Origin of the sequence: Anaeromassilibacillus sp. An200 (assembly GCF_002160025.1) — a bacterium.
GTDB classification, from domain to species: Bacteria; Bacillota; Clostridia; order Oscillospirales; family Acutalibacteraceae; genus Caccousia; species Caccousia stercoris.
The window spans coordinates 1-14,398 of sequence record NZ_NFJU01000030.1 but is presented as its reverse complement, the minus strand read 5'-3'; the positions used below and the strand labels follow the sequence as shown (position 1 = coordinate 14,398).

The following is a 14,398-nucleotide window of genomic DNA, read 5'->3' as shown; positions in this document are numbered from 1 at the left end:
TTATTAAAAAACTCGCCTTGGATATTAGTAAACAATCTTAGTCAGAAACGGAGGAGACTCACCATGGCCAAAACGGCTGCTCCAATCCATTCGATCCAGCCCAAACTGCCTCTGGGCGAGCGGCTGCGCACGGTGCCCCGGCGCGCGCTGCTGGCACTGCGCAAGTATTGGTTTATCTATCTTCTGGCTTTGCCTGGGCTGATCTTCCTGCTTCTGTTCAGCTACGGCCCCATGTACGGTATTTTGCTGGCCTTTAAAGATTTCAGGATTAATCAGGGCGTGTGGGGAAGTCCCTGGGTGGGATTGAAGCATTATCAGGAGCTCTTCTCCGACCCTTCGTTTATCCAGGCATTCAAAAACACAGTGATTATCAATGTATATCATTTGATATTCGGATTTTCTTTTAATGTGTTTCTGGCCCTGATGATTAATGAACTCGTGCTTCGCCGGGTGAAGAGTGTGATACAGACCTGTGTGTATCTGCCCTATTTCCTCTCCTGGGTTATCTTTGCAGGACTGGTGCAGGTGTTTTTGCAGGCTCCTGTGCCCGGGGATATGGGCGGCGTGGTCAACCAGATTATTGTGGCGATGGGCGGAGAGGCTATTGATTTTATGAAGCAGCCCAATCTCTTCCGCGGTATCCTGGTGGTGACGAACATTATCAAAACCTCCGGTTATTCCACTATTATTTATCTGGCGGCGATAGCTGGGGTGGATCCCACGCTCTATGAGGCGGCAGCCATCGACGGAGGAAACCGCAGGGATATGCTCCTGCATATTACCTTTCCCCGGATTCTGCCCAGCGTGGCGGTGATGTTTCTGCTGCAGGTGTCCCAGCTGTTCCTTTCCAACTTCGATCAGGTGTACAACCTGTACAACACCTTCGTGTATTCGACCGGCGACGTGCTTTCCACTTACATCTACCGTATCAGCTTGGGCGGAGGCGCGGAGTTTGAGTTGTCCACCGCGGCAAACCTTTTGCTGAACGTCCTGGGGCTGATCACCCTGGTGCTTTCCAATAAGTTTGTCAAGAAGCTGGATGTCATGGGCATCTTTTAAAGGAGGGAAGGAAAATGGCGGTTCCCAATGCGGACAAAATCAATATGCCGCGCAAAAGCCTGCGCCAGCGTTTTGGCTTCAATTTTTACGATGTCTTTGTTCTGGCGTTCTGTGTGTGCTTTGCTCTGATCTGCTTTTACCCTATGTGGTACGTTTTTGTGGCGTCGGTGACTCCTTACGAGGAGTTTGTCAAAGGCGGACTGATGCTTTGGCCATCCGGCGGAGTGGATTTCCAGTATTACAGGACTATTTTCAGCAATTCGTCTTTCACCACCAGTCTCTGGATTTCAGCGAGTAAAACGGTGATTGGAACGCTGCTGAGCCTTCTGATCACGTCCACCATGGCTTACGCTGTGAGCAAGGTGCATGTGCCTGGCATGAAGCTTATCAATGTGCTGGCTGTGTTTACCATGTTTTTCACCGGCGGCCTGATTCCCACTTATATCCTGTACATGGATCTGAACCTGATCCGCAATTATTGGGTTATGGTGCTGCCCTATGGTTTCAGCATCACCTATTTCATTATCATGCGGAATTATTTTTCCTACTCGGTGCCCCGGAATCTGGAGGACGCGGCCTGTATTGACGGATGCAATGAGGTGGGGGTGTTTTTCCGGATCCTGCTTCCCCTGTCCAAACCGATGCTGGCAGCGGTGGGCCTGTTCCTGGCGGTTGGATTCTGGAACGATTACTACAGCTACATGATGTACATTGCAAACAAATCCGAGCTTCAGCCCTTTGCCTGGGTGCTCCGCCGGGTGCTGACCGATTCGGCAATGATGGCTCAGGTGCGGCAGGGAGCCACCGATTTCGGCGCGCAGCTTCCCCCGCCTATGGCACTGCGCATGGCTACCATCATCTGTGCCATGCTGCCGATTATGTGTGTATATCCTTTTTTGCAGAAGCATTTTGCAAAGGGGATCCTGATCGGCGCGGTCAAGGAATAATCCATCATCCATGTGAATCAAGACCCGTCCTTGCGGGTTTTGCAGGGCCCTGTTTGAAAAGGGAGGAGAAAAGAAAACGATTTATGCCATTGTTCAAACAAGCCCTAAGCATATCTTTACTGACAAAGGAGGAAAAGAATATGATTAAGCGACCGAAACGCCTTTTGGCTCTGACAATGGGGCTGGCCCTGCTTTTGGGTACATTGGCCGGCTGCAACAGCACGCCGTCAGCCAGTTCCACCGGTACGGATGGGGCTCAGAGCTCCGGTGCGAGTGCCAGTGAGGGCGGCGAGACTGGCGGCAATGCGGACAGGGAGACGGTAAACATCCGGTTTTCCCAGTATGCCAACAGCACGGATGACGCCGAGGGGATGGCAAACGATCCCATCAAAAAGGCTATCGAGGAAAAAGTCAACGTTACTTTGGAGTATGATACCGGTATCGAAGGCTATGACGATCGCTTGGCAACCGAGGTGGCGGTAGGCGCTGCCCCCGACCTGTTCCCCACATGGGGTTCCGCCGCTACCCTGAAGAAGTATGCGGAGGAGGAGGCTGTCTGGAACATCGCGGAAATCATCAACGCGGAACCGGATCGCTATCCTATTCTGCATAAGATCATCAACAGCGACGAGTACAAGATGTACAACAAAATGTATACCGGCGATGAAAACGCCGCGTATGCCATTTACTCCTTCTCCGCCCGGGCATATCCCGCGTTCAGCGGTGTGCCTGCCTATAACACGGCGATCCTGGAGGAGGTCAACGACGGCAAGGTTCCCTCTACGGTGGATGAGTTCATTCAGTTTACCCAAAACGCGGTGGATGCCGGCTATTCCGGCTGGTGGCCGTACAACAACAAGCTGACGAACTGGGCTGAAATTGACAGCACCATCGCCCGTCCCAACGGCACCTCCCTGCGTACTCCGGCTACTTATGACTGGCTGTGGACCGGGCTCGTGCCGGACGATGAGGCCGCCATCGGCACCGCTGATGAGCACTGGACTCTGATGACGGTTTCGGATGAGAGCAAAGAGGTTGTGCGCACCCTGGCTTCCATGTACGCCAACAACCAGATTCACAACGGTGTGGGTACTCTGGTGGATGAGGACGACGGCTATGCCGCCTTCAACAACGAAAGCCTTGCTTCTTACGGCTATGGTTACGGCTACTATACGCAGTTCAAAAAGCTGTATGACTCCTGGATGAACGCACATCCCGACGACGGCTCCCTGAAGGATCTGACGCTGGGCACAGCTTTGCAGGGCAGCGAAGGATGGATGAAGCTTTATGATGTTCCGGTCTATGTCGGTGCGCATTACTTCATTCCCACCAGCTGCGAATATCCGGATCGCGTGCTGGATCTGGTGGAGTTCCTTGCCAGCAACGAAGGCCAGGAGCTGCTGTTCCGCGGCATCGAAGGCCTGACCTACACCATGGATGGTGAAAATGTCGTTTACAACATTGATGAGTTTGTCAACATCAATAAGTCCTACGGCTATCCGAATCCCGACCGCTGCCGGTATATGTGGTTCTCCTATCTGTTCTGCGCCAGTGAAATGATGCTGGATCTGGAAACCAACGACTGGTGGACCGCCGTAACAACCCCTTACGATAACACGCTGGACTGGGCGGAAGGGGAGACGAAGGAAGCCTATCAGTATGCACTGGATACGGTGGCAGGCTTTGTGGACAATGTCTATGTGGAGCTGCCTTCCTACTATGGCTTGGCTGTGCTGGATTCGGAATGGGCCAACACCCAGACCACTCTGGTGGAGATCAGCAACCGCTACCTTGCCCAGATGATGGGCGGCCAGCTGGATATTGACACCGGCTGGGAGCAGTACCGCGCAGAATTCAATCAGGCAGGCGGCCCCGAGCTGGAGCAGGCCATCAACGATGCCATTGCCTATGCGCGTGAAACCTACGGAACCTGATATTTGATTCTGTTATAATACCGCTCCCCGAAGGAGATGCCCCGTCTGATCGCTTCGGGGGGCGGGATTTGCCGCCTGCGGGTTATTCGCAGCAGAAAGGACCGTTTTATGGAACGCATTGAACTGCTTTGCGGTGAGTACAACTCTTATAAAGCAAACCTGCATTGCCACACCACCTGTTCGGACGGGCGGCTGACTCCGCAGCAGGTCAAAGACCACTACAAAGCCAACGGTTACAGTGTGATCGCCTACACGGATCATAATGTTCTGGTGGATCACAGTGAGCTGAACGATCCCGATTTCCTGGCGCTTGTGGGGATTGAGGTGGATACCGACAGCTTTGTGTACGGAAAAAAATACAGCTTCAATCAGACCTGCCATCTGTGTGCCATTGCCCGCGATCCGGCCCATGCCGTGCCGGTATACCGGGCGGAAGCGTACACGCCTGAGGCCATCGCCGCCAAGGTGGAGGAATTTCACAAAAACGGATATATCGTAAATTACAACCACCCGGCCTGGTCCTGCGAAAGCGGGGAAGAATTTCTTCACTATGGAAATTATGACGGGCTGGAGATCTACAACTACAGCGCTGAGGTAGCCACAAACAACGGCAGCAGCCAGAATGAGTACGCTCTGGCGCTGCGTCTGCTCAACCGCCCCATCCGCTGCATCGCTGCGGACGATAACCATGAGGGGCGCAACTGCGAGGATGATTCCTGCGGCGGCTGGGTGGTGTTCAAGGCTCCGGAGCTGAGCTACAAAGCCATTATAGAGGCGTACGATCGGATGCAGTTTTATGCCAGCACCGGCCCGGAGATCCATCAGTGCTGCATTGAGGATGGAGTACTGAAGCTGGATTGCTCGCCCGTGCGGCGCATCCATGTCATGACACAGGGCATCAATCCGCTGCTTTGCGAATATTCCGATGCCTGTGATCTGACCCATGCCGAGCTGCGTCTGGATTCCATCCGGCCGGGCACCCCGTATTTGTGGGTGCAGATTACGGACGGTGCGGGACGCAAGGCATGGATGAACCCCTGGTTTTTCCCTGAAAAATAACTTTTTTCCTCCTGTTCGCCCCGCCGCTATTTTGCGCATTGCGGCGGGGCGATCCTGCTTGAAGGTGGTAGTTACTTGATGAAAAAGCTGTACACCTCCGCCAGCCTGTATCTGTTTTTCGCAATCTGCTGGCTGACCTATTTTTCTACTTATCTGGGGCGGCTGAATTTTACCGCGAGCATTGCGGAGATACAACTGGCGGATCATCTGTCCAAAAGCGCTTTGGGGCAGGTGGCCAGCGTTTTTTTTGTTGCCTATGGTGTGGGCCAGCTTTGCAGCGGTTTCCTGGCAGACCGTTTTCCCCCTCATCTGCTGGTGGGCGGCGGGCTGCTGGGATCGGCGGTACTCAACGCGGGTATGGCGCTGAGCGGGGGAATCGGCGCCATGACCGTGCTGTGGGGTCTCAATGGACTGGTGCAGTCGTTGGTTTGGGCTCCCCTGGTGCGTACTGTGGTGGATTTGACCCAAGGGGAGCACTGTGTGAAAATCTGCCTGCATCTTGCGACGACCACTCCTGCGGGTACATTGGCCGCATATGGCGTCAGTTCGGTCTGCATCGCCATGGGGAGCTGGCGGTACAGCTTCTGGCTGGGGGCAGTGTTTATGGCTGCCGCCGCAATCGTATGGCTGCTTGGGGTAAGCACACTGAAAAGGAACAAATGTCAGGATGCTCTGCCGGACGCTTCGGAGCCTTCCGCCCCTCGCACGGCATCCCATCCCCTTCGGATGGTGCTGCCTTCCTTAATTCCCATCTGTGCGGCGGTGTTCCTGCATGGGCTTCTCAAGGATGGTATTTTGACCTGGACCCCCTCATATTTGCAGGAGAGCTTTGGGTTTCCCTCTGCGGTATCGGTGGCCCTGACCCTGATTGTGCCGGTGGTAAACCTGTCCGGTGTGTATCTGGCAAGAGCAGTGCAGGAAAAATGGCTGCATAATGAAACCGTTACAGGACTGCTGTTTTTTGTGCTGTGCGGTGCGGCGGCGGGAGGATGGTGGCTGGCCGGCCGCTTCAGCCTGCCCGTCACACTGATCATGCTGCTGGTTTCCACCACGTGCATGACGGGTGTCAGCACCATGCTGCTGAGCCTTCTTCCTTTGCATTACCGTTCTCTGGGGCTTACCGCCACGCTGACCGGACTGTTCAACGCTTCTACCTATCTGGGCAGCGCATTCTCGGGCGCGGGATTCGGCATGCTCAGTGAGACGGGCGGATGGGGGATGGTATTGGCGTTCTGGTGCGTCCTTTCCCTGGCAGGGGCTGTGGCCTGCGCGGTCGGAAAGTATACCACGCGCCGTATGCTGCATCCGTCCCCATAACATACCGGTATTTTTCATCCGAAAAGGAGTACAGATCATGAAGTATGGAGTTACCATCACCAGGGGAGCCGTTCCCTGGCAGATTTTTCAGCAAAATGAGGAGGGGGCTGCCTGCATCCGGCTGGAGGGCGAATATCATTTGATCCGTCTGTCGCAGGAACTGCCTCTGGAGTTTTCTCCCGTGCCTCCGGCGCAGGCTACCGTCAAAGCCCGGATTGCCCGGGAGGATACAGGCGAATCGGTGATTCCCTGGACAAGGTGTGCGATTCCTAAGGAGGGCTGCTGGGAGGTTGTGTTTCCCCGCGTGCCGGCGGGAGGGCTTTACCGCATCGAAACGACAATGGAATACGAGGGATGGGACGGGCTGTCCTGTTCCCGCGGGGATATGATCCATCACATCGGCGTGGGGGATGTCTTTGTAATTGCCGGGCAGAGCAACGCGGCAGGCAGGGCGAAAAATCCGGTGGACGATGGTCCGGAGCTGGGGATTCATGTGCTTCGTTCCAATGCCCGGTGGGATTTGGCCACGCATCCGTTGGGTGAGACGACCGGCGCGGTGCATGTGGGACATTATGAAAACCACAATCCGGGACACAGCCCATGGATCCAATTTGCCAAACGGCTGCACCGGGATCTGGGATGGCCTATTGGTCTGGTGCCCTGTGCATACGGCGGGGCGCCGCTGCGCTGGTGGAATCCTGAGGAAAACGGCGCTCTGACTCAGAATATGCTGGATATGCTGGCGGATTATGATCTGCATCCCAAAGCGGTGCTCTGGTATCAGGGGGAAGCGGAAGGGTACGAGGACAGTGCCGGTACCTATCTTGACCGTTTTGCCGCAACGGTAAAGCAGATCCGCCAGGCGCTCGCGCAGCCGGATCTGCCTTTTATCACTGTGCAGCTGAACCGCTGCGTGGAAGGCCCAAGCGAGGCTCTGGACCGTCAATGGGGGATGGTGCGGCAGGCGCAGCGGAAAGCAATGTACACGATCCCGCATGTGTGCACTCTGCCCGCCGCCGATCTGGCGCTCTATGACTTTATTCATAATTCCTCGGAGAGCAATCTGGTTGTGGGAGAGCGCTGTGCCAGAGCCGCCCTGGCGAAATGCTACGGCAGGGAGATCGACTGGATGGCGCCCGAGCCGGACTGCATCCGTCTGACAGCCCCTGATACGGTTACAGTGCGTTTCAGCCGCATCCGGAACTGGCTCAACTGCTTTGGTGTTCCCGACGGTTTGCTCCCCTTTGACGCGGAGGATGAGCAGGGGCTGGTGCATCCCTGTGCCTATACGGAGGGGACCGACACCCTGACGCTGGTGTTTCCCCGGGCGCTCACCGGCGAAGTGCGGCTGCATGGGGGTTGGAGAATGAACCCAGGCTTAACCGTACCCTGTGACTGTATGCGCATGCCTATGCTATCGTTCTACGGCGAGCCTGTTTTACCCGCCGGCTGACAGGAGGATTTTGCCATGAAGGATCCTTTTTCGTATATTTTCCGTTTCTGCTGTGATCCGGGGTTCAATGATACGGCTGAGCTTGCCGCGCTGGACCGGTATGTGGACGAAGCTTGTGTGGACGATGTAGCGGTGTTTGCCAATGTGGAGGAGCTGAACACCGGGCATATGTCCTATGAGGAGCAGGACGTTTACCTGGATTTAATGACCCGTGTGAGGGATTTATTAGCGCCCCAAGGAATCAGCTTCTCTGTGAATCAGTGGCACAGCGTCATGCATGCCGATCTGGGCAAGCGGATGCGCGAGGACCAGCATTTCCGTCCGATGGTGGATATCCATGGCCGGGCCGCGGAGCTTTGTGTCTGTCCTCTGTGCGAAGAATGGCAGCGGTATATCGCCCGCCTGTATGCCCGGTATGCCGCGCTGGAGCCCTCCATGGTCTGGGTGGAGGATGATTTCCGCCTGCACAACCACGATCCGCTGGATTGGGGCGGGTGCTTTTGCGAGGAGCATCTCCGGCTGTACAGTGAGCGGGCGGGCAAGCCCTTGACGCGGGAGGAGTTTATAGCTGGGGTGCTGCAGCCCGGCGAGCCTCATCCGTACCGTAAAATCTGGCTGGACGTGAGCCGTGAGACCATGCTTTGTGCGGCACGGGCCATTGGCCGGGCCGTGAGGGCTGTTTCGTCCCAGGTACAGGTGGGGCTGATGAGCTCCGCTCCGTATGTCCATGCGGCAGAGGGGCGGGACTGGCATGCTTTGCTGCGGGAGCTGTCTCAGGGGACTGTCCCTGTGGATCGCATCCATCTTCCGGGGTATCAGGAGTCTGTTCCCAGTCAGTACATGCAAAGGTTCAACATGGTATCTATGATGAACCGGGCCATGATGCCTGCGGACACCATGGTTTATCCCGAGCTGGAGAACTACCCCTTTTCCCGGTATTCCAAATCCTGCCGGTTCACCCGCTTCCAGCTGCTCAGCTCTCTGGCGCTTGCGCCGGACGGTATCACCATCGACCTGTATGATCTCAACGGCAACGGCATCGTATGGGAGGAGGGGTATCAGAATACCCTGCGTCAAACCAAGCCATATTTGAATAGCGTTACCGCAAAAGGGCTGCTGAAAGGAAAACGGATGGGGGTACAGGTGCTTTGCTGTGCCGATTCCGCCTATACGCTTCACACCTCAAAAGGAGCTTCCATGGAGGAGCTTTATCCGCAGGAGGGTTTCTGGGCAGGGCTTCTGCCTTCCATGGGAATTCCCTATGTTTATCAGGAGGATCCCGCCTCTTTGCATGGGGAGGTGGTGGCTGCTGCGGGACAGGTGCTGCGTAATTGGCCGGATGAGGTTCTGGAAGGATTGTTTGAAAATAACTTTGTGCTGCTGACCGCCGACGCTGCTGAAACACTCTGTGATCGGGGACTGGGACATCTGGCAGGGCTGGAACAGGTGCGCTGGATGCGGCAGAATGAGGGCGAATATGCATTTGAACAGGTGACAAACGGCCGTGAATATACCGGCCGTCCCTGTGCCCGTGCTTCTGCCGTCATCTCATGCAGCGACGCAGTGGATGTAACGTATCAGCCGGGGGCAAAGCTGGAGGAATATACTGGGCTGTACGATTCCTTCCGCCGGCGCACCGCTGCCGGGCAGGTGGTGGTAAACGGCCGCGTGCTGGTGTATCCTTTCGGAAGGTTTGAATCGCCTGTTCAGATTCCGCCCATGCTGCTTAATGAGGTACGGGCGGAGATCCTGCGGGATGTGCTGAGCCGTACGGGGCTGCATGTGCCGATGGTGGAGGGCGCTCCCTATCTGGAGCCCTATTGCTTTGCGAATGAGGAGGGGGGCATGGCGCTGTATCTGATCCATGCAGCTTCCGATCCCGTGGAGCGAGTATCCTTGGCCGGGATGCAGGCAGGGCCGCTTACAGTGTGGCGATCAGAAAACGGAGGACGGGCGGAAGAAATTGTTTCCCGGCCAACAAAGGCCGGAGCAGTGGTGGATTTGCCTTTGAACAGTATGGAGACGATGCTGCTCTTTTGGCAGCATAGGGAAGGAGATAAAGAAGTATGAAAGCCAGGATCACAGACCGTAAATGGGTAGTGGAATGGTTTGATGAGCGGCAATGCTATCACATGCCCAGTCTGACGCTGGCGGATAATGGGAATCTGCTGGCCGTATGGAATGGAGGCTTTTTGCAGTGGAACGGCGATCCTATGGGAAGAGACGCCAAGGATTGGGTGTCTGTTCTCGAGCCTGGCGCGAAGGCCTGGTCCAATCCCGACGCGGTGGGATGCGATATCCGTTATTGCTGCCACGACCCTGTTTTTTTAAAGAACAGGAAAGGTGAGATTATTCTTTTATTTGCAAAATTCCTGGATACCGAGGTGAATTTTACCACCTGGTGCAATGGGCGGGACGAGCTGTGGATGCGGAAAACGACGGACGGCGGACGCACCTGGGAACCTGCCGTTCCTGCCGGGATCCAGAGCGGCCACGCTTCCAACGACAGCGTATTGCTGGAGGATGGGACTATCGTTTTTGCGTCAACCTCCAGCGAGCTGTCAGATAAATATTTCGGCGCGGTACGGATTTATCTTTCCCATGACGATGGAGAAACCTGGGAAAAGGGTCCTCTTCTGTACGCGGAGGACGGTAATTTGATTCGGGAACCGGCGCTGTGCCTGCGGCCGGATGGCACCATCCGGATGTTTACCCGCACCTGTCCGGGCAGCACCGGTTGGGGTGACGGTATCCGGTCGCTGGTATCCTACACGGCGGAGAGCCGGGATGGCGGCCGCACCTGGAGTAAACCGGTGCCTACCGGTATCCGGAACAATGAGTCCAAAATTGATGTAATCAGCTGGGACAAGGACACAATTTTGATGGCCTATAATGACACGCCTGTGGCAGACTGGCACGAGAGAAGCCCTCTGACTTTGGCTTATTCCAAGGATGAGGGCATGACTTGGACCAATCTGATAGGGCTGGCCGCTGCGCCGGGCAACAAATGTCAGCCCGCGATCTGCCGGGATCGGGATGGCCGCTTGAACGTGATTTATATGCACCGTCACACCGCCATTGAGCATCTGGTGGTGGAGATCGAGGAGTAAAAAGCAAGAAAAATGGGGCGCAGCAGCGCCCCATTTTTCTCCCTTTTTCGGTTTTTTCAGGAAGAGTCTTATTTTCTTTCAAATGGCACGATAATACTTGTAAATACTATTTTTAAATTTTATACTTGTATAAGATGGTGACAGCTTGTGGCGCGAAAAGCATATTCCAATCAGGAGAGGGAACAGGTCAAAGAAAATCTGCTTACTGTGCTACTCCAATGTATTATGGAACGGGAAGTGGTGCACAGCAGCATTAGCATTGATACACTGTGCAGAAAGTCGGAGAATGGCCGACCTACACCTCCAAAGGCAACTTTTATAAAAGTATGAATTGAGTGAAGAATGTAAGATGTTTCAAGATTGGTTCGAGATACTCAAACATATACCGGAAAACAACGGTTCTGCGAGAAAGTTTATCTGTCCTGAGTGTGGAAAGGAGAGGACAGTAAGGAATATTTTTTGTTCTTGGGAATGATTCGGCTGGTGTTAAAACGTTATCATGGATAGCGCTTTACAATTGCTTTTTAAAAATTATTAGGTCGCTGGATGTAGCAATTACAAAAATATTTCCGCTTTTGTTAAAGCCGTATGCTTTGATCTCATACCCATCAAATACAATGAGACATTCTTTTGGAGAAAGCCACCATGAGCAATAATTTGGCATGAAAATAATTTGCTGTGTGGGCCAAATTGGGGAGATCTGTTCTAAAATATTTCCAGCCTTAGAATAGTGTCTTAAGCCGCCGCCCCCCTCGCCGGCGATACATACTTTCTCGCTGTCTATTCCATCAAAATATGCGATCAGGTCGTCTTCATCATAGAGTTCCTCAACATATCGCTTTTCTCCAGTGGCACAATCAATTAAGCTCTGGCCCTGGGAAGAAATGCAGACAAGATGTTCAGGGTGTATTTCAGAAAAACCAATGTATGTTAGCCCGCCGACAGCAAGTGTTCTGCTTTCCCATCCGATGGGAACCCCCTCAGGAATTTGCTCTATGATTTTAAAAATACGTTTTCTATTTGATTTTTCTTTGTGTTCTCGTTCCACTAAGTCAAGCACTGTTAATCCCTCCTTTTTCGGCTGCGAGATGGGACTGCTGGGATTTGTGGTGTGCTGGATCGATGAGCAGCAGATCATTTATTGAATTTGACAATCAGGGTTTCCTGTAATGGAAACGGAAAAGATTCGCTTCCCCATGGCATTTCTATCTTTAACATTCCGCTTGTTATATCCGAAAATAAGAATGTGCCGGCATCGGTTTCTTCCTCTTTCCAATCGGCAGAGGGATAAACAAGGATAGTATGTCTATCCAGGTCATAAGTTTCAAGGTTAAGCAAATTCAGTTCTCCAAACTCATAGTACATATCCCCGTTTTCATCTATTGATGCATCATCCTGATACCAAGCGCCTGTGCGGAAAGTTTGAATGATGATCGTTTCGTTATTTGTAAAGCTGTAATTGGCATCTTCTCCATATAAATAATCAGAATCATACAAAAGCTTGAGTCGGTTATTGGCAATTTCAAGCAATGCGAAACCTTCTTCGCTTTCACCCGAAAAGTAGGAAAATATCAAATACTTTTGAGATGGCGACAACAGCAAAGATCCGCCCCCATAATTGCCGGAAAGATGTGAGAACTGCAAAGTATCTTCTACTCCATTATGCGAGAGCAGGGACAGCAAAACATTATCCTCATCATCTAAAACAATTCTGCTTCCATCTGCTAAAGTTACACAACTCACGAAATCTTCCATAAAATGATACCTCACTATATTATTTCAGATAAATATTATTGCTCAAATTGTTCCGCCTCTTGGAAAAGAAGAAATGAGAGATTCAGCTTCTTGTATTTCTTCTTTAAAAACTTTAATCTCCTCTTCTGAGAAACCATATTGTTCTAAATCCAGTTCTTTTGCCTTGGGAATTATAGATTTTAAATTGCTATAAAATTGATTTGATATTATTTTCCCACATCTGGCGTATCTGGTCGCAATTGTAATGTTTAATATTATTTTGTCAATTTCCGGTAATCCACTGTTATAGTATAAGCTTTGTTCCACTGCTATATCGTATTCGCTGCCTTGATCAACCCAACAATAAAAAATCTCCAACGCTTGGCATTTCTTTTCGTAGAAATTGATTTTTTCATTTCATATCCTCGATTTCTCATTTGATACCTTTAAGGAAAGTATAGCACAAGGCTGTGAATAAATCTATTTTATTTCTGCATTAATGCCCCTATATTGGGTAAGGGCGAGGATGTTAGGATGTATGGATACAGTATGAGCGGAACTGACGGTGCGGTTAAGAAATTATGGATGAATCTGTTTTGTGAGGGATGAGTATGATCAAAACCTATGATTTTTTATTGACAGCGAAACGGGATAAAAATTTTCGGGCACAAATAGATGAAGCTATTTCGAGGAATATTGAATGCGAAATTTGTACGGATATACATAGGCTGACTTTTTCCTCAAAATCTCAAACAGTAGCTGTTACACCTAAGTCAAATACAAGTCCTTTCAAGGAAAAGATTGTTTCGAAACGAATCACTTATCAAGCACTAATCAAAATGCTTAATGATGAATGGAATAGTATTGCTTCTGATGATATTACTGACTTGTAGCACTTTTTACTTACTCTGCGTAGAGCTTCCTGACTCGAAACAGATAACCATATCCATCTAATAGGTGAAAAATACACCAATGATTAGGGGAAGAGAAACGCATAAAGCGATATACAAGAAAACGACAAGCTGGAAGGCAGCAAGACAGTTTGCGAGGGAATACAGTTTTATAAGTGAAGGGCAAAGGGGAAACGGTTTGATGACAGAGCGACAACTGCTGATCTTAGAGCGGAAAAATTTATTAGCGGCAAAGCGGGACTTGATGTCGATAGATGGAATACAAGTCATGGAAGTCTACGAAAAAGGCCAAAATCAGGAACTGAATCAGATGTATTCTTCTTATATTTCCAATGTGTATAAGAAAAATGTTATGCCATATAGTAGGCTGCCAAAAAAGGCTTCAAAAACCCAGCTATGTTTCTGGGTTATTGATACTATGGGATTAAGAGAAGGGCAAGAATACTTCTATTATTGCGGAAGTGGAATTTGGGCTAAAATAAGAATATCCGATTTACAGGTTGCCGCTCAATCGTTATGTCATTTAGGTGGGGGTATAATCGGTTTTCTGTTGGCCGAAGTAGAGTTAAGCCGAATGTTAGAACTATCCTTCGACTCTCGCGATGAATATAATTACCTGATTGACATTTGGGAATATTCTGACAGTAGAACTACACAGATGCCATAAATCTCTTTAGCAAGCAGAACGGTGGATTCCCAGATGGAGCAATCTGCCGTTTTTTGCGTCATTTTACACTTTGATTCAAATGATTATGTGGTTACTAAGTAAGCGTAAAATCTAATCACACCTTGTTCCAATATGTGTAATATGAAACAATACCTCCGTGTAGTGTCAGACAGTGCATGGTAGTGTCGTACACTGCCAGCGAAGCGG

Annotated in this window: 13 protein-coding genes; 10 read left to right on the top strand and 3 right to left on the bottom strand. The window is 51.6% G+C overall.

Annotation, left to right across the window (positions count from 1 at the left end; genetic code table 11):
- Positions 1-63 precede the first annotated feature (63 nt).
- The 8 genes from B5F35_RS13665 (at position 64) to B5F35_RS13630 (ending at position 10,879) form a co-directional block, all read left to right on the top strand.
- Positions 64-1,059, top strand: coding sequence for an ABC transporter permease (locus tag B5F35_RS13665; protein WP_087241894.1), 996 nt, complete (start codon positions 64-66; stop codon positions 1,057-1,059).
- Positions 1,060-1,073: 14 nt separating this feature from the next.
- A complete protein-coding gene (locus tag B5F35_RS13660; RefSeq protein ID WP_087241892.1) occupies positions 1,074-2,006 on the top strand; it encodes a carbohydrate ABC transporter permease in 933 nt (310 codons plus the stop codon).
- 140 nt (positions 2,007-2,146) lie between these two features.
- On the top strand, positions 2,147-3,940 hold the full coding sequence (locus tag B5F35_RS13655; protein ID WP_162611429.1) for a type 2 periplasmic-binding domain-containing protein: 1,794 nt from the start codon (positions 2,147-2,149) through the stop codon (positions 3,938-3,940).
- Positions 3,941-4,048: 108 nt separating this feature from the next.
- On the top strand, positions 4,049-4,999 hold the full coding sequence (locus B5F35_RS13650; RefSeq protein WP_140401226.1) for a PHP domain-containing protein: 951 nt from the start codon (positions 4,049-4,051) through the stop codon (positions 4,997-4,999).
- Positions 5,000-5,077: 78 nt separating this feature from the next.
- A complete protein-coding gene (locus B5F35_RS13645) occupies positions 5,078-6,316 on the top strand; it encodes an MFS transporter (protein ID WP_087241886.1) in 1,239 nt (412 codons plus the stop codon).
- Between the two features lie 37 nt (positions 6,317-6,353).
- Positions 6,354-7,769 carry a sialate O-acetylesterase gene (locus tag B5F35_RS13640; protein ID WP_087241884.1) on the top strand — a complete coding sequence of 472 codons (1,416 nt, stop codon included), beginning with the start codon at positions 6,354-6,356 and terminating at the stop codon, positions 7,767-7,769.
- A 15-nt stretch (positions 7,770-7,784) separates the two neighbouring features.
- The gene (locus B5F35_RS13635; protein ID WP_087241882.1) at positions 7,785-9,839 is read left to right on the top strand and encodes a hypothetical protein; all 2,055 of its coding nucleotides are present in this window, start codon (positions 7,785-7,787) and stop codon (positions 9,837-9,839) included.
- On the top strand, positions 9,836-10,879 hold the full coding sequence (locus tag B5F35_RS13630) for an exo-alpha-sialidase (protein ID WP_087241880.1): 1,044 nt from the start codon (positions 9,836-9,838) through the stop codon (positions 10,877-10,879). The genes B5F35_RS13635 and B5F35_RS13630 overlap by 4 nt, the downstream gene beginning before the upstream one ends.
- 511 nt (positions 10,880-11,390) lie before the next feature.
- Here the strand turns inward: B5F35_RS13630 and B5F35_RS13625 are convergent.
- The 3 genes from B5F35_RS13625 to B5F35_RS13615 form a co-directional block, all read right to left on the bottom strand.
- Entirely contained in the window at positions 11,391-11,939 is a 549-nt protein-coding gene (locus tag B5F35_RS13625) for a hypothetical protein (protein ID WP_087241878.1), read from the bottom strand.
- A gap of 74 nt (positions 11,940-12,013) precedes the next feature.
- Positions 12,014-12,634, bottom strand: coding sequence for a hypothetical protein (locus B5F35_RS13620; RefSeq protein WP_087241876.1), 621 nt, complete (start codon positions 12,632-12,634; stop codon positions 12,014-12,016).
- Between the two features lie 42 nt (positions 12,635-12,676).
- The gene (locus B5F35_RS13615) at positions 12,677-12,991 is read right to left on the bottom strand and encodes a hypothetical protein (protein ID WP_087241873.1); all 315 of its coding nucleotides are present in this window, start codon (positions 12,989-12,991) and stop codon (positions 12,677-12,679) included.
- Between the two features lie 233 nt (positions 12,992-13,224).
- Between B5F35_RS13615 and B5F35_RS18495 the strand changes: the two genes are divergently transcribed.
- Complete coding sequence (locus tag B5F35_RS18495; protein WP_140401224.1) at positions 13,225-13,506, top strand: hypothetical protein; 282 nt, start codon at positions 13,225-13,227, stop codon at positions 13,504-13,506.
- A 199-nt stretch (positions 13,507-13,705) separates the two neighbouring features.
- On the top strand, positions 13,706-14,191 hold the full coding sequence (locus tag B5F35_RS13610; RefSeq protein WP_162611428.1) for a hypothetical protein: 486 nt from the start codon (positions 13,706-13,708) through the stop codon (positions 14,189-14,191).
- The last annotated feature ends 207 nt before the right edge of the window (positions 14,192-14,398 follow it).